General features: G+C 65.8%; 12 protein-coding genes and 2 rRNA genes. 10 read left to right on the top strand and 4 right to left on the bottom strand.

The window, feature by feature from the left end; all coding sequences use genetic code 11:
* The 8 genes from IX761_RS13295 to IX761_RS13260 all read left to right on the top strand — a co-directional run.
* Window positions 1-185 (top strand): 23S ribosomal RNA (locus tag IX761_RS13295); the annotation flags it as partial.
* Between the two features lie 130 nt (window positions 186-315).
* Window positions 316-431: ribosomal RNA gene (gene rrf, locus IX761_RS13290) — 5S ribosomal RNA — on the top strand.
* Window positions 432-609: 178 nt separating this feature from the next.
* Window positions 610-4,092, top strand: a complete 3,483-nt coding sequence (gene recC, locus IX761_RS13285) for an exodeoxyribonuclease V subunit gamma (protein ID WP_194790040.1) — start codon at window positions 610-612, stop codon at window positions 4,090-4,092.
* Window positions 4,089-7,760: an exodeoxyribonuclease V subunit beta gene (gene recB / locus IX761_RS13280; protein WP_194790039.1), complete on the top strand. Its 3,672-nt coding sequence runs from the start codon at window positions 4,089-4,091 to the stop codon at window positions 7,758-7,760. Before recC ends, recB begins: the two co-directional genes overlap by 4 nt.
* Window positions 7,757-9,832, top strand: a complete 2,076-nt coding sequence (gene recD, locus IX761_RS13275; RefSeq protein WP_194790038.1) for an exodeoxyribonuclease V subunit alpha — start codon at window positions 7,757-7,759, stop codon at window positions 9,830-9,832. Before recB ends, recD begins: the two co-directional genes overlap by 4 nt.
* Window positions 9,833-9,901: 69 nt before the next feature.
* The gene (locus IX761_RS13270; protein WP_194790037.1) at window positions 9,902-10,477 is read left to right on the top strand and encodes a YfiR family protein; all 576 of its coding nucleotides are present in this window, start codon (window positions 9,902-9,904) and stop codon (window positions 10,475-10,477) included.
* Window positions 10,474-11,718, top strand: coding sequence for a diguanylate cyclase domain-containing protein (locus IX761_RS13265; RefSeq protein ID WP_194790036.1), 1,245 nt, complete (start codon window positions 10,474-10,476; stop codon window positions 11,716-11,718). Before IX761_RS13270 ends, IX761_RS13265 begins: the two co-directional genes overlap by 4 nt.
* Window positions 11,719-11,803: 85 nt before the next feature.
* Complete coding sequence (locus tag IX761_RS13260; protein ID WP_194790045.1) at window positions 11,804-12,247, top strand: OmpA family protein; 444 nt, start codon at window positions 11,804-11,806, stop codon at window positions 12,245-12,247.
* Between the two features lie 207 nt (window positions 12,248-12,454).
* On the opposite strand, the gene IX761_RS13255 is transcribed toward IX761_RS13260, so the two are convergent.
* Window positions 12,455-13,405, bottom strand: a complete 951-nt coding sequence (locus IX761_RS13255) for a LysR family transcriptional regulator (protein ID WP_194790035.1) — start codon at window positions 13,403-13,405, stop codon at window positions 12,455-12,457.
* Between the two features lie 133 nt (window positions 13,406-13,538).
* Here IX761_RS13255 and IX761_RS13250 point away from each other — a divergent pair, with 133 nt between their 5' ends.
* Window positions 13,539-15,065, top strand: a complete 1,527-nt coding sequence (locus IX761_RS13250; RefSeq protein WP_194790034.1) for a CoA-acylating methylmalonate-semialdehyde dehydrogenase — start codon at window positions 13,539-13,541, stop codon at window positions 15,063-15,065.
* Between the two features lie 10 nt (window positions 15,066-15,075).
* Window positions 15,076-15,966 (top strand): 3-hydroxyisobutyrate dehydrogenase, encoded by an 891-nt coding sequence (gene mmsB, locus IX761_RS13245; protein WP_194790033.1) that lies wholly within the window; start codon window positions 15,076-15,078, stop codon window positions 15,964-15,966.
* Window positions 15,967-16,291: 325 nt separating this feature from the next.
* Here mmsB and IX761_RS13240 read toward each other — a convergent pair whose 3' ends face one another.
* The 3 genes from IX761_RS13240 to IX761_RS13230 all read right to left on the bottom strand — a co-directional run bounded on the left by IX761_RS13240 (window position 16,292) and on the right by IX761_RS13230 (window position 18,010).
* Window positions 16,292-16,636 carry a cupin domain-containing protein gene (locus IX761_RS13240; RefSeq protein WP_125465629.1) on the bottom strand — a complete coding sequence of 115 codons (345 nt, stop codon included), beginning with the start codon at window positions 16,634-16,636 and terminating at the stop codon, window positions 16,292-16,294.
* 95 nt (window positions 16,637-16,731) lie between these two features.
* The gene (locus IX761_RS13235) at window positions 16,732-17,490 is read right to left on the bottom strand and encodes an aminoglycoside adenylyltransferase family protein (RefSeq protein WP_194790032.1); all 759 of its coding nucleotides are present in this window, start codon (window positions 17,488-17,490) and stop codon (window positions 16,732-16,734) included.
* 1 nt (window position 17,491) lies between these two features.
* The gene (locus tag IX761_RS13230) at window positions 17,492-18,010 is read right to left on the bottom strand and encodes an HIT family protein (RefSeq protein ID WP_194790031.1); all 519 of its coding nucleotides are present in this window, start codon (window positions 18,008-18,010) and stop codon (window positions 17,492-17,494) included.
* Window positions 18,011-18,013 lie beyond the last annotated feature (3 nt).

Below are 18,013 nucleotides of genomic sequence, written 5' to 3'. Positions count from 1 at the left end.
TAGCTATGTTCGGAAGAGATAACCGCTGAAAGCATCTAAGCGGGAAACTTGCCTCAAGATGAGATCTCACTGGGATCTTGAATCCCCTAAAGGGCCGTCGAAGACTACGACGTTGATAGGTTGGGTGTGTAAGCGCTGTGAGGCGTTGAGCTAACCAATACTAATTGCCCGTGAGGCTTGACCATATAACACCCAAGCAATTTGCAACTGCAGATTGTGGTGGTGAAGACGAAAGACCCGAAAGTTCGCAACTTCACAANNTCACATATCCGAATTGGCTGGGTTGTCTGCAAAGACAAACCGGCAACCGAATTTCTTGACGACCATAGAGCATTGGAACCACCTGATCCCATCCCGAACTCAGCAGTGAAACGATGCATCGCCGATGGTAGTGTGGGGTTTCCCCATGTGAGAGTAGGTCATCGTCAAGATTCATTTCGCAAAACCCCTATCTGCACATGCAGGTAGGGGTTTTGTCTTTGTGCGGTAAAAAATCCTGCCTTCCCGTAGGCGCCGGCTTGCCGGCGAACACCGGCAAAGCCGGTGCCATCCAGTTGACCCAGTGTTATGGTTCCCCACCAGAACCACCCGCCTTCCAGAGAGCGCCCAATGGCCCAAACGACCTCACTGCACCCAGGTTTCATGATCGTCCAGGGTAACCGCCTGGATGACCTGCGCAACCTGGTGGTCAGCGTGATGCGTCGCTTCCCTTTGGCCCCACTGGAAAACGAAATCGCCCTGGTGCAAAGCAACGGCATCGCCCAGTGGCTGAAATTGGCACTGGCCGAAGATCCGCAAGACGATGACCAGGGCGGTTGTGGCATTGCCGCCGCCATCGATGTGCAACTACCCGGTAGTTTCATGTGGCAGCTGTACCGCCGAGTGTTGGGCCGCGATGAAATTCCCGAAGTGTCACTGCTGGACAAGGCCCCGCTGACCTGGCGCCTGATGCGCCTGTTGCCAGAAGTAATCGAACGCCCGCACTTCGAGCCGCTGCGCCGCTTCCTCACCGATGACAGCGATCTGCGCAAACGCTACCAGCTGGCCGAGCGCCTGGCCGACCTGTTCGACCAGTACCAGGTCTACCGCGCCGACTGGCTCAAGGACTGGGCAAACGGCGAGCACGTGCTCAACACGGCCCGTGGCGAGCGCAAGCCGCTCGCTGCCGGCAACCGCTGGCAAGCCGAACTGTGGCGAATCCTGCTCGAAGACGTAGGCGAGGAGGGCATGGCCCAGAGCCGCGCCGGCGTGCACCAGCGTTTCATCGAGCGCATCAACAGCCTGGAACAAGCGCCCGCCGGTCTGCCCGCACGCCTGATCGTGTTCGGCATCTCGTCGTTGCCCGCCCAGATACTCGAAGCCATGGCCGGCCTTGCACGTTTCAGCCAGGTACTGCTGTGCGTGCACAACCCCTGCCGCCACCACTGGGGCGACATCGTTGCCGACAAGGATTTGTTGCGCCACCAGTACAAACGCCAGCAGCGCAAGCAAGGCATGCCGATGCAGCTCGACGACGAACTGCTGCACCAGCACGCTCACCCGCTGCTCGCCGCCTGGGGCAAGCAGGGCCGCGACTACATCAACCTGCTCGACAGCTACGATGACCCCGGCAGCTATCAGTCCGTCTTCAGCGAAGGCCGCATCGACCTGTTCAGCGACGGCAACCCCAAGACCCTGCTCAACCAACTGCAGGACGACATCCTCGAGCTGCGCCCCCTGGCCGAAACCCGTGACCAGTGGCCCGCCGTGGACCCTGCAAAGGACCGCTCCGTACGCTTCCACGTGGCCCACAGCCCGCAGCGCGAAGTGGAGATCCTGCACGACCAGCTGCTGGCTCGCTTCAGCGCCGACCCGACCCTGCGCCCGCGCGACATCATCGTCATGCTCCCGGCCATCGACACCTACGCCCCGCACATCCGCGCCGTATTCGGCCAGCTCGAGCGCAACGACCCACGCTACATCCCCTTCACCCTGACTGACCAAGGCCAGCGTGGTCGCGACCCTTTGCTGATCGCCCTGGAGCATCTGCTCAAGCTGCCCGACAGCCGTTTCGCCGTGAGCGAAGTGCTCGACTTGCTGGATGTTCCGGCGGTGCGTGCCCGTTTCGCGATCCAGGAAAGCGACCTGCCCACCCTGCACCGCTGGATCGAAGGCGCCGGCATTCGCTGGGGCCTCAGCGCCGAGCAACGCGCCACGCTTGGCTTACCCGAAGGCTTGGAGCAGAACAGTTGGCGCTTCGGCCTACGTCGCATGTTGCTGGGCTACGCGGTGGGCGTGGGTGAAGGCTGCGACGGCATCGAACCCTATGACGAGATCGGCGGGCTCGACGCCGCATTGATCGGCCCCTTGGTGGCCTTGCTCGATGCCCTCGACATCGCTTGCCAAGCGTTGTCACAACCGGCCACCGCCAGCGAATGGGGCGAGCGCCTGCATGCCCTACTGCAGATCTTCTTCCTCGCTGAAAACGAGCACGATGAACTGCTGCTGGTGCAGCTCCAGGACCTGCGCGACACCTGGCTGGAAACTTGCGAAGCGGTCGGCCTGCAGGACCTGCTGCCGCTCACCGTAGTCCGCGAGGCCTGGCTGTCGGGCCTGGACCAGGGCAAGTTGTCGCAACGCTTCCTCGCCGGCTCAGTGAACTTCTGCACCCTGATGCCCATGCGCGCCATCCCGTTCCGCGTGGTCTGCCTGCTGGGCATGAACGACGGTGACTACCCACGTGCCCAGCAGCCGCTGGACTTCGACCTGATGGCCAGCGACTACCGCCCGGGCGATCGCTCGCGCCGTGAGGACGACCGCTACCTGTTGCTCGAAGCGCTGCTGTCGGCGCGTGACCAGCTGTATGTCAGCTGGGTCGGGCGCAGCATCCGCGACAATAGCGAGCGCCCGGCCTCGGTGCTGATCGGGCAATTGCGCGATCACCTGGCCGCCGGTTGGCAGCTGACCGGCGCCAAGCCTGCGCAGCAGGACGACCCAGGCCAGCAGCTGCTGCATGCGCTGACCCAGGAGCACCCGCTGCAACCGTTCAGCCAACGCTACTTCCAGAAAGGCAGCCCACTGTTCAGCTTTGCCCATGAGTGGCTGGTACTGCACCAAGCCCCCACCGACCAGTACACTCAGCACGCCCAGTTGTTGCCCTACAGCAGCGATGAGCCATTGAGCCTGGTGCAGTTGCAGGACTTCCTGCGCCACCCGGTCAGGCACTTCTTCAGCCAACGTCTGAAGGTGTTCTTTGAGGCCCTGGAAGCGCCAACCCCGGATGAAGAACCCTTCGCCCTCGACGCCTTGCAGCGTTACGGCCTGAGCGAGAGTTTGCTGGGCGCAGCGCTGGCCGCCCCCGATAACCCCGAGCAGGCTTTGCAAGCCCAGGCCCGGCGCCTGCAAGCCTGTGGCTTGTTACCGTTGGCCGGGTTTGGCGAGGCGTTGCAGGCCGAGCTGATCCAGCCCCTGCCCGACCTGTTGCAGCGCCATCGCCAGTTGCTGGAGCGCTGGCCGGTGCTGGTCGAGGGCGCTCTGCCGATCCAATTCCAGCACGGCGTGCACCGTCTCGAGGGGTGGCTGGGCCGCGTCCACCAGGCCGACGACCAGAGCCTGCTGAGCATCACCACCGTGCCCAATACCCTCAGTGCCGGGCGCAACAGCCTGAAGTGGCACCGGCTGATCCCGGCCTGGGTCATGCACCTGGCCGCCTGCGCCACGGGCTACCCGTTGCACAGCGCACTGGTGGCCAGCGACATCACCTTGCTCCTGGCACCGTTGCCACAAGACCTGGCGGCCGAACGGCTGGGCGAACTGCTGGTAGCACGCCAGGCGGGTATGAACGCACCGCTACCGGTCGCCGCCAAGACCGCCTTCGCCTGGCTAGCCCAGGAAGATCCGGACAAGGCACTCGCCGCTGCCATCCGCGCCTACGAAGGTGACGGCCAAATCAGCAACGGCGAGCGCAGCGAAAGCCTGGCCCTGGCCCGCCAGTACCGCGACTTCGCCGCACTGGCCATGGAGGAAACCTTCGAAGGCTGGTGCGAAGCCCTCTACCGTCCCCTGTTCGCTGCACCCTGGCAAACCCTGGGTAACCCGGAGAGCGCCCAATGACCCAAGCCCGCCCCCTGGCCCTGAGCTTCCCCCTGCACGGCAGCCAGCTGATCGAGGCCAGCGCCGGCACCGGCAAGACCTTCACCATCTCGGCCCTGTACCTGCGCCTGATCCTCGGCCACGGCGGCGAGCAGGGCTTTGCCCGCGAGCTGCTGCCGCCACAGATCCTCGTGGTGACCTTCACCGACGCTGCCACCAAGGAGCTGCGCGAACGCATCCGCGCACGCCTGGCCGAGGCCGCGCGGTTCTTCCGTGGCGAGCTGGAAGATGCCGACCCGCTGCTGCTTCTACTGCGTGACGACTATCCACAGGAAGATTGGCCACGCTGTGCCAGCCGCCTGGAAATCGCCGTGCAATGGATGGACGAGGCCGCGGTTTCGACCATTCACGGCTGGTGCCAGCGCATGCTGCGTGAGCACGCCTTCGACAGTGGCAGCCTGTTCACCCAGAGCCTCGAGACCGACCACAGCGAGTTGCTCGGCCAGGTCATGCGCGACTACTGGCGGCGCTTCTGCTATGGCATGCGCGGCGAGTCGCTGGCCTGGGTGCGGGGCAACTGGGGCAGCCCCGACCAGTTGCTGCCCCGCATCCGCCCCTTGTTCGGCCGCGTGCGCAGCGAGCAGGACGACGAAGACCCGCAACAGCTCATCGAGGCGACCCTGCGCCAGCGCAGTGAGCAGCTGTGCCAGCTCAAGGCGCCGTGGGGTGCCTGGGCCGACGAGTTGCAGCAGATCTGCCGCGACGCCGTGGCCGCCAAGCAGGCCGACGGCCGCAAGCTTCAGGCGCGCTATTTCGAACCCTGGTTCGACAAGCTCAAGACCTGGGCCGCTGACGAGCAAGCGATGGACCTCGACCTGGGCACCGGCTTCACCCGCCTGACCCCCGCCGGCATGGCCGAGGCGTGGAAGGTCGGCGAACCACCGGAGCACCCGGCCCTGCGCGCCATGCAAACCCTGCGCGGACAATTGCAGGGGCTCGCCAGCCCCGATGTGCGTGTGCTGGAGCATGCCGCCGCCTGGGTCTCGGCTCGCTTCGAAGTGGAGAAGCGCCGCCGCGCCGAAATGGGCTTCGACGACATGCTGTTGCGCTTGCAGCATGCCCTGGCCAGCGAATCCGGCGAGCGCCTGGCCGGGCTGATCCGCGAGCAGTTCCCGGTGGCACTGATCGACGAGTTCCAGGACACCGACCCTGTGCAGTACGGGATCTTCGAACGCATCTACCGCATCACCGAGAACAACCCGCAAACCGGCCTGTTCATGATCGGCGACCCCAAGCAGGCCATCTACGCCTTCCGCGGCGCCGACATCTTCACCTACCTGGCGGCGCGCCGCGCGACTGCTGGGCGCCTGCACAGCCTGGACACCAACTACCGCTCCAGCCAGGCCATGGTCGCGGCGGTGAACCGCGTGTTCCTCCAGGCCGAAGCGCGTGCTGAAGGCCGCGGCGCCTTCCTGTTCCGCAGCCATGGCGACAACCCCTTGCCCTTCGTCGAGGTCCGCGCCAAGGGCCGTAGCGAACAGCTGCTGATCGACGGCCAACCCAGCGCGGCGTTGCACTGCTGGCAACTGGAAAGCGACGACCCCGTCTCCAACACCTTGTATCGCCAGCGCCTGGCCGCCAGTTGCGCCAGCCATATCGTGGCGCTGCTCAATGGCGGCCAACAGGGCGTCAGTGGCTTCGCCGGTGGCAACGGCGCACTGCGCCCGTGCCTGCCGTCCGATATCGCCATCCTCGTGCGCGACGGCCGCGAAGCGCAGTTGGTGCGCACCGAACTGGCCGCGCGCGGGGTGCGCAGCGTCTACCTCTCGGACAAGGACTCGGTGTTCGCCGCCCAGGAGGCCCATGACCTGCTAGCCTGGCTCAAGGCCTGCGCCGAGCCCGACTCCGAGCGCATGCTCAAGGCCGCCCTGGCCAGCCTGACCCTCGACCTGCCACTGCTCGACCTGGAGCGGCTGAACCAGGACGAGCGGGTCTGGGAAGACTGGGTCATGCGCTTTCGCCGTTACCGTGACATCTGGCAGCGCCAGGGCGTGTTGCCGATGCTGCGGCGCCTGCTGCACGACTTCCAGCTGCCGCGCAGCCTGATGGCGCGCAGCGACGGCGAGCGGGTACTGACCAACCTGCTGCACCTGGCCGAGCTGCTGCAACAGGCGGCCGGCGAGCTGGACGGCGAGCAGGCATTGATCCGCCACCTGGCCGAGCACCTGGCCAACGCCGGGCAGGCGGGCGAGGAGCAGATCCTGCGCCTGGAAAGCGACGAACAATTGGTCAAGGTGGTGACTATCCACAAGTCCAAAGGCTTGGAATACCCGCTGGTTTACCTGCCGTTCATCTGCACCAGCAAACCCGTGGACGGTTCGCGCCTGCCGCTGTCCTGGCATGACGACGATGGCCTGGCGCACCTCACCCTCACCCCCGATACGCAGCAGATCGAGCGTGCCGACGACGAACGCCTGGCCGAAGACCTGCGCCTGCTCTACGTCGCCCTGACCCGCGCCCAGCATGCTTGCTGGCTCGGCGTTGCCGACCTCAAGCGCGGCACCCAGCGCAACACGCAACTGCACCGCTCGGCGCTGGGTTACCTGCTGGGTGGCGGCTTGCCGCTGGCGGCGTCCAGCCAACTCGGCGAATGGCTGCAAGCGCTTGGCGCAGGCAACCCGGCCATCGTCAGCGGGCCGCTGCCCGAGGCCGACGAACAGCGCTACCGCACACCGGCCAGCGACAGCGAGCTGCTGCCCGCACGCAAACCCCGTCGCGCTGCCGCCGAGCACTGGTGGATCGCGTCCTACAGCGCCCTGCGTGTCGGTGACCAGACGCTGATCGCCGATAGCTCCCTCGCCCAGCAACTGCTGGACGACGAAGTGCTGGACAGCCAGCTGCTGCGCGAAGTGCCGGCGCAGGCGGGCGATATCCACCGCTTCCCGCGCGGGCCCAACCCCGGGACCTTCCTTCACGGCTTGCTCGAATGGGCCGGCCACGAAGGCTTTGCCGAGATTAGCAAGCAACCCAAGGAAATCGAGCGCACGGTCGGCCGCCGTTGCAACCGTCGCGACTGGGCCGGCTGGATCCCCACGCTCAGCCAGTGGCTGCAACAGATGCTGGTGCAGCCCATGCCGCTGCAGGATGCCACCCTCACCCTGGCCGGCTTGAACCAGTACCAGATCGAGATGGAGTTCTGGTTCGCCAGCCACCAGGTCGACGCCCAGCGCCTCGACCAGCTGGTGGTCCGCCACACCCATGACGGCGCGCCGCGTCCCGCTGCCCAGCCAACCCAGCTCAATGGCATGTTCAAGGGTTTCATCGACCTGGCTTTCGAGCTGGACGGGCGCTACTACGTGGCCGACTACAAGTCCAACTGGCTGGGCCCCGACGCCCAGGCCTATGGCGCACTGGCCATGGAGCAGGCGATCCTCGACCACCGCTACGACCTGCAGTACGTGCTCTACCTGCTGGCCCTGCACCGCCAGTTGCGCGCGCGGCTGCCCGACTACGATTACGACCGCCATGTCGGCGGTGCCCTGTTCATTTTCCTGCGCGGCATCAGCTCGGCGGGCCACGGCCTGTATCACGCCCGGCCACCCCGGGCGCTGATCGAAGCGCTCGATGCGCTGTTCCGCGGTGAGCACGCCCCCGCGCAGCAGGACCTGTTTGCCGGAGCCGCGCCATGAGCCGCAGCCTTGACGATCTATTGCCCACCCCCTTGCAAGCCGAGCACCTGAGCGCCCTGGCGCCCCTGCGTGACAGCCACGACCTGCTGGCCCTGCTCGACCGCTGGGTGGAGCGCGGCTGGCTACGCGCGCTGGACCGAGCGTTTGTCAGCTTCCTCGAAGAGCGCGCCCCCGGCAGTGATTCGCTGGTGCTGCTGGCGGCGGCGCTGGCCAGCCACCAGCTGGGCCATGGCCATGTCTGCCTCGACCTGGCCCAGACCCTCGCCGAGCCGGACTTCGCCCTGTCGCTGCCACCAGAAGGCGATGCCTTGGCCGGGCCGCTGCTGCTGCCCTCGCAACTGCTGGCCAGCCTCGACCTGAACACCTGGCTGCAGCGCATTGGCCAAAGCCCTCTGGTAGCGGCCGGCGATAGCCCCGAACAGCGCTCGCGCCCCTTGGTGCTGAGCGCCGAACGCCTGTACCTGCGTCGCTACTGGGCTTACGAGCGGCGGATCGATAGCGCCCTGCACGAACGCCTGGCCCGCCAGCAAGCGCAGCAGGCCGACCTGCCGGCGCGCCTGGCGCAACTGTTCGAAGGCGGTGCCCCAGCAGGTGAAGTGGACTGGCAGAAGCTCGCCTGCGCGCTGGCCACCCGTGCCGGCTTCAGCGTGATCACCGGCGGCCCCGGCACCGGCAAGACCACCACGGTCGTGCGGTTGCTGGCCTTGCTGCAAGGCCCGGCGGTAGAGCAGGGCCGGCCCTTGCGTATCCGCCTGGCGGCGCCCACCGGCAAGGCCGCGGCACGGCTGACCGAATCCATCGGCCAGCAGGTCGAGCGGTTGCAGGTGGACGCCACGATCCGCGCGCAGATCCCCACCGACGTCAGCACCGTGCACCGCCTGCTCGGCAGCCGCCCTGGCTCGCGGCATTTCCGCCACAACGCTGGCAACCCGCTGCCGCTGGATGTGCTGGTGGTGGATGAAGCCTCGATGATCGACCTGGAGATGATGGCCAACCTGCTCGACGCGCTGCCTGCCAACGCGCGGCTGGTCTTGTTGGGCGACAAGGACCAGTTGGCCTCGGTGGAAGCCGGGGCCGTGCTGGGCGACCTGTGCCGCGATGCCGAAGACGGCTGCTACTGGCCGCAGACCCAGGCCTGGTTGGAGCAGGTAGGCGGCCAATCGCTGAGTAACGCCGGCCTGAAACCCGGAGACGGCCAGCGCAACCCGCTGGCTCAGCAGATCGTCATGCTGCGCCATTCGCGGCGTTTCGGCGAAGGCAGCGGCATCGGCCAGTTGGCAAGGCTGGTCAACCGCCAGCAGGCCCCGGAAGCCCGCGAACTGTTGAACAGCAAACCCGACGACGTGTTCTGCCTGACCCTCGGCGGCGAACACGACAAGCGCTTCGACCGCCTGTTGCTCGACGGCCTCAACCGCGGTGTCGAAGGCCCCCAGGGCTATCGCAACTACCTGCGCAACATCGGCCGCCTGCGCCCGCCGCCCGGCACCCCGGGCGACGATCCGCGCTGGGAGCACTGGGCCGGCGAAGTGCTGCGCAGCTTCGAGGACTTCCAGCTGCTATGCGCGGTGCGCAAGGGCGCCTGGGGTGTCGAAGGGCTGAACGAGCGCGTCGCCCGGGTGCTGCACAACGCCGGGCTGATCGACAGCCAGCAGGCCTGGTACGAAGGCCGGCCGGTGCTGGTCACCCGCAACGACTACGGCCTGGGCCTGATGAACGGTGATATCGGCATCGCCCTGCGCCTGCCGGACGAGCAGGGCCAGGCGCTGCTGCGGGTGGCCTTCCCGCGTAACGATGGCAGCGGTGGCGTGCGGTTCGTCCTGCCCAGCCGCCTGAGCGAGGTGGAAACCGTGTTCGCCATGACCGTGCACAAGTCCCAGGGCTCGGAGTTCAGCCATACCGCGCTGGTGCTGCCCGATGCGCTCAACCCGGTTTTGACCAAGGAGCTGGTGTACACGGGCATCACCCGGGCCAAGCACTGCTTCAGCCTGATCGAGCCGCGCACCGGAGTGTTCGAAGAAGCTGTAGGGCGCAAGGTACGCCGGGTGTCGGGTTTGATGCTGGAGCAAGTCTGATACGGGCGTACCACGCTGCTGTGCTATCGTTGCGGCATTATCTGGTAACTTTTTGAGAGATTTCCCACCATGACAGCGGCTGTCTCGGCCTTGAGGCGGGTGAAGGATTGCGCGCGCTCGCTGCTGATGGCCATGCTGATGCTGACGGGCTCAGCCGCCTGGGCGGACAACGCCGCCTCCACCGCACAAGTACAGCAACGGGCCAAGGCCGTGACCCAGGTGGTGCTGGGCATCCTCAGCTATGCGCGCTGGCCCGCCGAGCCCAACCCCCTGCGCCTGTGCCTGGTCGGTCCCACCGAATACGCCGACGACCTGATCAAGGGCAACCTGCAGAACTCCGGGCAGCCACTGAGCGTGCGCCGCTTGCTGGCAAGCGATGCGAGCCTGGCGGGCAGTTGCGAGGCGGTGTACATCGGCAAGCTCGACAAGGCCCAGCGTGACCAATTGTTCAAGGCGATCAACGGTCACCCGGTGCTGAGCATCAGCGAAGCCGACGATCCCTGCACCGTGGGCAGCCTGTTCTGCCTGCGGGTTGGCGATGAGCAGGTGGCCTTCGACGTCAACCTCGATTCGGTGGCGCGCAGCGGCGTGCGCATCCACCCCAGCGTGCTGCAGCTGTCGCGGCGGCGGGCGGCGCAGCCATGACGCGCCAAAGCCTGCGTTTCTCCCGGCCGACCCTGCGCGCGGTGCTCGGGCGTGGTCACCTGAGCGTGGCATTGCTCGCCGCCGGCCTGGCCGGTGTGCTGGTGACCCTGCTCGGGGTCGCGGCCCTGCGCGTGTACGCCAACCACAACCTGCACCTGATCGCCCGCTCCATCAACTACACCGTCGAAGCCGCCGTGGTGTTCGACGACAGCGCCGCGGCCAATGAAGCGCTGGCGCTGATCGCCAGCACCGAAGAGGTGGCCGACGCCAAGGTCTTCAACAACGACGGTGAATTGCTGGCCCACTGGCAGCGCGACGACCGCACCGTGATGGCCCGCTTGCAGAGCCAGGTGGCGCTTACGCTGCTGGAGCAGCCGATCAACCTGCCGGTGCAACACCTGGGCCGCCAGGTCGGGCATATCGAACTGGTCGGCCAGGGCGGCAGCCTGCTGCGCTTCCTGCTCAGCGGCCTGGTGGGGATCCTGCTGTGCACCGTGCTCAGCGCGGTGCTCGCCCTGTACCTGTCACGCCGGCTGTTCGCCGATATCATCCGGCCGCTACGCCACTTGGCCAGCGTGGCCCATGCCGCGCGCCGCGAACGCAGCTTCGACCGCCGCGTACCGGAAGCCCCGATCGCTGAACTCAACGAATTGGGCAACGACTTCAACGCCTTGCTCGACGAGCTGGAGGTCTGGCACAGCCATTTGCAAAGCGAGAACGAAAGCCTCGCCCACCAGGCCAGCCACGACAGCCTCACCGGGTTGCCCAACCGCGCCTTCTTCGAGGGCCGGCTGAGCCGTAGCCTGCGCAATGCCGAGCGCCAGGAAGAACGCCTGGCCCTGCTGTTCCTGGACAGCGACCACTTCAAGCAGATCAACGACACCCTTGGCCATGCGGCGGGTGATGAAGTGCTGGTCAGCGTCGCCAGCCGGGTACGCGCGCAGTTGCGCGAGCACGACCTGGTGGCGCGCCTGGGCGGTGACGAGTTCGCCGTGCTGCTGGCGCCGTTGCCGACGCGCGAAGACGCCCAGCGCATCGCCGACAAGATCGTCGCCAGCATGAAGCTGCCGATCCAGCTGGAGGACGGCACCCGCCTCACCAGCTCGCTGAGTGTCGGCATTGCCTACTACCCCGACGACGGCCGCGACCCGGCCAGTCTGCTTAGCGCCGCCGACGCGGCGATGTACCAGGCCAAGCGCGTGCGCCGTGGCCATTGGCAAGTGGCGCAGACGGAACGCTGAGCCACTGAAGCGAAAAAACAGGAGCAAAACCGTGATCGACCGTCTTTCAACCCTACGTTTGCCATTGATCGCCCTGCTGCTGGCCATGCTGGCGCTGGGCGGCTGCCAGAGCGTGCCCAAGGGCCTGACCCCGGAGCAGGTCGCCGTGCTCAAGCGCGAAGGCTTCGCCCCCACCGATGAAGGCTGGGCGTTCGATCTGTCGGGCAAGGTGCTGTTCGGCAGTGACCTGGATGGCCTCAACAGCCAGAGCGAATCGATTGTCGAGCGCATCGGCAAGGCGCTGCTGTCGGTGGATATCCAGCGCGTGCGCATCGACGGCCACGCCGACGCCTCGGGCAAGGCGGCCTACAACCAGCAACTGTCCGAGCGCCGCGCACAAAGCGTGGCCAAGGCGCTGATCGGTATCGGCATGCAGCCGCAGAATATCCACACCCGCGGCCTGGGCAGCAGCCAGCCGGTGGCGGACAACCGCACCAGCGCCGGGCGCATGGAGAACCGCCGGGTGTCGATTGTGGTGGCGTCTGACTGATTTCCCTGGGGCCGCTGCATGACCCAATCGCCGGCAAGCCGGCTCCCACTCCAAGGTTTGCACACCTTCTGTAGGAGCGGCCTTGTGTCGCGAAAGGGCTGCGTAGCGGCCCCAGGATTGTAAGTACGCCTCAGATTGCCGGGGCCGCTTTGCGGCCCACTCGTGACACAAGGCCGCTCCTACTGAAGGCCTGCAAAACAGGCCCACTCAATCTCGAGCGAACCTCATCTCCCGCGTCTCCCCCATCAACAACGGCGCATTGGCCTCCGTCACCTCACGGATGTAATCCCACAACAGGGTAATCCGCTTCAGCTTGCGCAAATCCTCGCGGCAGTACATCCAGAACTGCCGCGTCACCTCGATCTGCTCCGGCAACACCGTCACCAGCCGTGGATCCTGCGCCGCCAAAAAGCACGGCAAGATCGCCAACCCACGCCCCTGCAACGCCGCCGTGTACTGGGCGATCACGCTGGTGCTGCGCAGGTGCGCCTGGGCGTTGGGGATCAGGTTCGCCAGGTACAAAAGCTCCGAGCTGAACGCCAAATCGTCGACATAACTGATGAACGGATGATTCGCCAGGTCGCTCACCGCGCGGATCGGCGCGTGGTTGTCCAGGTAGTCCTGGGTGGCATACAGCCGCAATCGGTAGTCACACAGTTTGCAGCACACGTACGGCCCATGCTCCGGCCGCTCCAGGGCGATGACGATGTCGGCCTCGCGCTTGGACAGGCTGATGAAGTGCGGCAACGGCAGGATATCGACCGAGATCGCCGGCCAGGCATCGACGAAGTGGCTCAGTTGCGGGGTGACGAAGAAGCTGCCGAACCCTTCGGTGCAGCCCATGCGCACATGCCCCGACAACGCCACGCCCGAGCCGGAGACCTGCTCGCAGGCCATGTGCAGGGTGCTCTCGATCGACTCGGCGTAGCCCAGCAAGCGCTGGCCTTCGGCGGTGAGGACGAAGCCGTTGGTGCGGGATTTTTCGAACAGCAAGGTGCCCAGCGCCCCTTCCAGCGAGCCGATGCGTCGCGACACCGTGGTGTAGTCCACGGCCAGCCGCTTGGCCGCGCTGCTGGCCTTGCGGGTGCGCGCTACCTCAAGAAAGAACTTGAGGTCGTCCCAGTTCAGCGCGCTCAGGGAGGTGAGGTCTTTTTGCATGATGATCCGGTTTTTTTGTGCATTCTTGTTGGATGTTTGCACATCTATACTCGATCTCAGCCCCTACACGCCACCCCGTGTTCACCCCGGCGTAGGCGATCTCGTTCCGACAATAATTCCAAGGAGAGCGCAGATGAACGCACCCCACACCCCCAACCCGACCAAGGTCGAGCAGGTCAAGCTGCTGATCGATGGCCAGTGGGTCGAGTCCAAGACCACCGAGTGGCGCGACATCGTCAACCCGGCCACCCAGCAAGTGTTGGCGCGTGTGCCGTTCGCCACCGCAGACGAAGTGAACGCCGCCGTGGCCGCCGCCGAGCGCGCCTTCAAGACCTGGCGCGACACCCCGATCGGCGCGCGTATGCGCATCATGCTCAAGTTGCAGGCGCTGATCCGTGAACACAGCAAGCGCATCGCGGTGACCCTCAGCGCCGAGCAGGGCAAGACCATTGCCGACGCCGAGGGCGATATCTTCCGCGGCCTGGAAGTGGTCGAGCACGCCGCCTCCATCGGCACCCTGCAGATGGGCGAGTTCGCCGAGAACGTCGCCGGCGGTGTCGATACCTACACCCTGCGTCAGCCAATCGGCGTGTGCGCCGGCATCACCCCGTTCAACTTCCCGGCGATGATTCCGCTGTGGATGTTCCCGATGGCCATCGTCTGCGGCAACACCTTCGTGCTCAAGCCGTCCGAGCAGGACCCGCTGTCGACCATGATGCTGGTGGAGCTGGCGCTGGAAGCCGGGATCCCGGCCGGTGTGCTCAACGTGGTGCACGGCGGCAAGCAGGTGGTCGATGGCATCTGCACCCACCCGGACATCAAGGCGATCTCGTTCGTCGGTTCCACCGAAGTGGGCACCCACGTCTACAACCTGGGCAGCCAGCACGGCAAGCGCGTGCAGTCGATGATGGGCGCGAAGAACCACGCCGTGGTGCTGCCCGACGCCAACCGCACCCAGACCATCAACGCCCTGGTCGGTGCCGCGTTCGGTGCGGCCGGCCAGCGCTGCATGGCCACCTCGGTGGCGGTGCTGGTGGGCAAGGCCCGCGAGTGGCTGCCGGATATCAAGGACGCGGCCAGCAAGCTCAAGGTCAACGCCGGCAACGAGCCGGGTACCGATGTTGGCCCGGTGGTGTCCAAGCGTGCCAAGGAGCGCGTGCTGGGCCTGATCGAAAGCGGCATCAAGGAAGGCGCCAAGCTGGAGCTGGACGGTCGTGACGTGACGGTGCCGGGCTACGAGCAAGGCAACTTCGTCGGCCCGACCCTGTTCTCCGGGGTGAAGACCGACATGCAGGTCTACACCCAGGAAATCTTCGGCCCAGTGCTGGTCACGCTGGAGGTGGACACCCTCGACGAGGCCATCGCCCTGGTCAACGCCAACCCGTTCGGCAACGGCACCGGCCTGTTCACCCAGAGCGGCGCGGCGGCGCGCAAGTTCCAGAGCGAGATCGACATCGGCCAGGTCGGCATCAACATCCCGATCCCGGTACCGGTACCGTTCTTCAGCTTCACCGGCTCGCGTGGCTCCAAGCTCGGCGACCTCGGCCCGTACGGCAAGCAGGTGGTGCAGTTCTACACTCAGACCAAGACCGTCACCGCCCGCTGGTTCGACGATGACAGCGTCAATGACGGCGTGAACACCACCATCAGCCTGCGCTAAGGAGTCCGCCATGCGTATCGCATTCATCGGCCTGGGCAACATGGGCGCGCCCATGGCCCGCAACCTGATCAAGGCCGGGCATCAATTGAACCTGTTCGACCTGAACCAGACCGTGCTGGCGGAACTCGCCGAACTGGGCGGGCAGGTCAGCGCCTCGCCCAAGGACGCCGCCGCCAACAGCGAGCTGGTGATCACCATGCTGCCGGCCGCCGCCCATGTGCGCAGCGTTTATCTGGACGAAGAGACTGGCGTGCTGGCCGGCATCCGCCCCGGCACCCCGACCGTGGACTGCAGCACCATCGACCCGCAGACCGCCCGTGACGTCTCCAAGGCCGCAGCGGCCAAGGGCATCGACATGGGGGATGCGCCGGTGTCCGGCGGCACCGGCGGCGCGGCGGCCGGCACCCTGACCTTCATGGTCGGTGCCAGCAGCGAGCTGTTCGCCACCCTCAAGCCGGTGCTGGAGCAGATGGGCCGCAACATCGTGCACTGCGGTGAGGTGGGTACCGGGCAGATCGCCAAGATCTGCAACAACCTGCTGCTGGGCATCTCGATGATCGGCGTGTCCGAGGCGATGGCCCTGGGCAACGCGCTGGGCATCGACACCAAGGTGCTGGCGGGGATCATCAACAGCTCCACCGGGCGTTGCTGGAGCTCGGACACCTACAACCCGTGGCCGGGCATCATCGAGACCGCCCCGGCCTCACGTGGCTACACCGGCGGCTTCGGCGCCGAGCTGATGCTCAAGGACCTGGGCCTGGCCACCGAGGCCGCACGCCAGGCGCACCAGCCGGTGATCCTGGGTGCCGTGGCCCAGCAGCTGTACCAGGCCATGAGCCTGCGCGGTGACGGCGGCAAGGATTTCTCGGCGATCGTCGAGGGGTATCGCAAGCAGGATTGACGGGCGAGAGGGACTTCATCGCGGACCGTATGGCCTTCCCCCTTGTAACTGCGCACCTTGGGGGAGGGGCATGCGATTCGCGATTTTTTTTGCCCGACCGTCCAGCTACAGCCTGGTCTGTTGGCGCCGAATTATCCGATGACGTGCATGAGCTTTTTGTAGGAGCGGCCTTGTGCCGCGAAAGGGCCGCAAAGCGGCCCCAAGTTTTTGCGTTACCACATTAATCGCCGGGGCTGCTTCGCAGCCCTTTCGCGGCACAAGGCCGCTCCTACAGAAAACTGTGCAAGACAGGTGTTTTCACAGAACTTGCCGCGTTACCGAACGATCAGGCAAACACGAAATACTTGCGCACCGTCTCCACCACTTCCCAGGTGCCTTTCATCCCCGGCTCGATCACGAACACATCCCCCGCCTTCAGGTGCTTGGGCTCTTCACCTTCGGGGGTGACGATGCAGTAGCCATCGAGGAAGTGGCAGAACTCCCACTTCTCGTAGTTGACCTCGAACTTGCCCGGGGTGCAGATCCAGGTGCCCATGATTTTGCTGCCGTCGGCGGACAGGTAGGCGTTGAGGTTGACGGTGTGCGGGTCGCCGCCGATGCGTTTCCACTTGGTCGCGTCGACCACCGGGGTCGGGCAGGTTTCACGCAGGACGGTGATGAAATCGGACATGAGGTGGCTCCAGGCAAAAGGTGATGGACGCCTCACCATAGGGCCAGGCGCCGTCGGCCAGTTGCCTGTGCTCGACGTCCAGCTGTCTGCGCGCGCTATGCCGGGATATGCGCCTTGCAGTAAAGGACAAAAGCATTCACCCGCTCTGGCCAGTCTGCCAGGTGCTGTCGCGTATCGCCCAGGTAGGCGGCGCGGGCATCGGCTAGCAGGGGGCGATGAATCGGCGGCAAGCGTGGCAGCAACCATTCGGCGGCCACATGCTTGGCCGCGATCTCGCCAGTCGCCAGGCTGTACCAGATGCGCGCAAGGGCCAGCACTACGGTGAGCTCGTCACCCTGCCAGTCTTCAGGCGTATTCCACTGGGCGAGGGTGTCGCGCAAGGCCCGCTCCAGGTCAGCGGGTGGGACCGGGGCGAACCATTCGGCGGCCGGTGGACCCAGCAGGGTGAGGCTGTGCTGGCGCGCCTTGGTCAGCAGGATGGCCAGGTCGGGATCGGTCATGGCCGGCTCGACGTCGCCCGCCAGCAACGATTCGCGCAGCCACTCACCGAATTGCAACTCGCGTCGGGCCGGATACCGCCAGGGGTGAATGTCGGTGCGAACCAGCACGGTCACTTCAAGTGCGCGTACGTCAGGGTCGCTGGCGGGCGGCGCCGAGACGTCCAGCAATGCGCGCATGAGCGCCTGGCGTCGCGCGTCTTCAAGCGGTTGGGCCACGGTCACCAGCAAATCGAGGTCGCTCCCGGGTTTCAGGCCACCCGCCACCGCCGAACCATAGAGGTGAATGGCCAGCAACTGATCACCGAGGTGTCGGGCCAGCCGTTGTTGGGCTTCACGCAGTTGAGGGGTGATCATGCTATGCGTTACCGGTGGGGGGCGTAGCCGGCCATTGGGCCTGGAGTCGATGACGCAACGTGGTGATCGCGTCGGGTATGGCGCTACCCGGTACATCGTGCGATGTCGGGCCTTCCCCGAACTCCCGCCAGACGAACAGGGTCAGTTCCGCGCCATCGGTCCTCGACAGCGCGTGCTCCATAGACCCGAACTGCTGCAGCGCACGATAGCGTTCATCCCGCCAGAACAGTTGCTCGACCCAGTCATAGACCGGAATGAAGTGAAAGTGCAGGGGGCAGCCTGGTACGTGCCCGAAGCGCCCGATATACAGCCACTTTGGCGACAGTGCTTGTTCCATGGCCCGCTGCAACTTGCCCATCAGCAGGCCCATTTCGGCCAGCGCCTGGTCAGGCAGGTCGGCCAGGCTGTTGACCGGCGCTCGCGATCCCAGCATGAGGTAACCGGGCAGCTGCGACGTCAGGTGATGGTTGAGGATCCAGTGTTCGCTCTCGTGGACGATGTAGTCGGTGGGTATCAGCATCTA

Origin of the sequence: Pseudomonas sp. UFMG81, assembly GCF_015354575.1 — a bacterium.
Classification (GTDB): domain Bacteria; phylum Pseudomonadota; class Gammaproteobacteria; order Pseudomonadales; family Pseudomonadaceae; genus Aquipseudomonas.
Note: the sequence above shows the minus strand (reverse complement) of the source record. Positions and strands in the feature narration are given on the sequence as shown.

What these genes read in the sequence shown, in the direction of transcription:
- recC (WP_194790040.1), top strand. Translation starts at nt 610, where the DNA reads ATGGCCCAAACGACCTCACTGCACCCAGGTTTCATGATCGTCCAGGGT.
- recB (WP_194790039.1), top strand. Translation starts at nt 4,089, where the DNA reads ATGACCCAAGCCCGCCCCCTGGCCCTGAGCTTCCCCCTGCACGGCAGC.
- recD (WP_194790038.1), top strand. Translation starts at nt 7,757, where the DNA reads ATGAGCCGCAGCCTTGACGATCTATTGCCCACCCCCTTGCAAGCCGAG.
- IX761_RS13270 (WP_194790037.1), top strand. Translation starts at nt 9,902, where the DNA reads ATGACAGCGGCTGTCTCGGCCTTGAGGCGGGTGAAGGATTGCGCGCGC.
- IX761_RS13265 (WP_194790036.1), top strand. Translation starts at nt 10,474, where the DNA reads ATGACGCGCCAAAGCCTGCGTTTCTCCCGGCCGACCCTGCGCGCGGTG.
- IX761_RS13260 (WP_194790045.1), top strand. Translation starts at nt 11,804, where the DNA reads ATGCTGGCGCTGGGCGGCTGCCAGAGCGTGCCCAAGGGCCTGACCCCG.
- IX761_RS13255 (WP_194790035.1), bottom strand. Translation starts at nt 13,405, where the DNA reads ATGCAAAAAGACCTCACCTCCCTGAGCGCGCTGAACTGGGACGACCTC.
- IX761_RS13250 (WP_194790034.1), top strand. Translation starts at nt 13,539, where the DNA reads ATGAACGCACCCCACACCCCCAACCCGACCAAGGTCGAGCAGGTCAAG.
- mmsB (WP_194790033.1), top strand. Translation starts at nt 15,076, where the DNA reads ATGCGTATCGCATTCATCGGCCTGGGCAACATGGGCGCGCCCATGGCC.
- IX761_RS13240 (WP_125465629.1), bottom strand. Translation starts at nt 16,636, where the DNA reads ATGTCCGATTTCATCACCGTCCTGCGTGAAACCTGCCCGACCCCGGTG.
- IX761_RS13235 (WP_194790032.1), bottom strand. Translation starts at nt 17,490, where the DNA reads ATGATCACCCCTCAACTGCGTGAAGCCCAACAACGGCTGGCCCGACAC.
- IX761_RS13230 (WP_194790031.1), bottom strand. Translation starts at nt 18,010, where the DNA reads ATGCTGATACCCACCGACTACATCGTCCACGAGAGCGAACACTGGATC.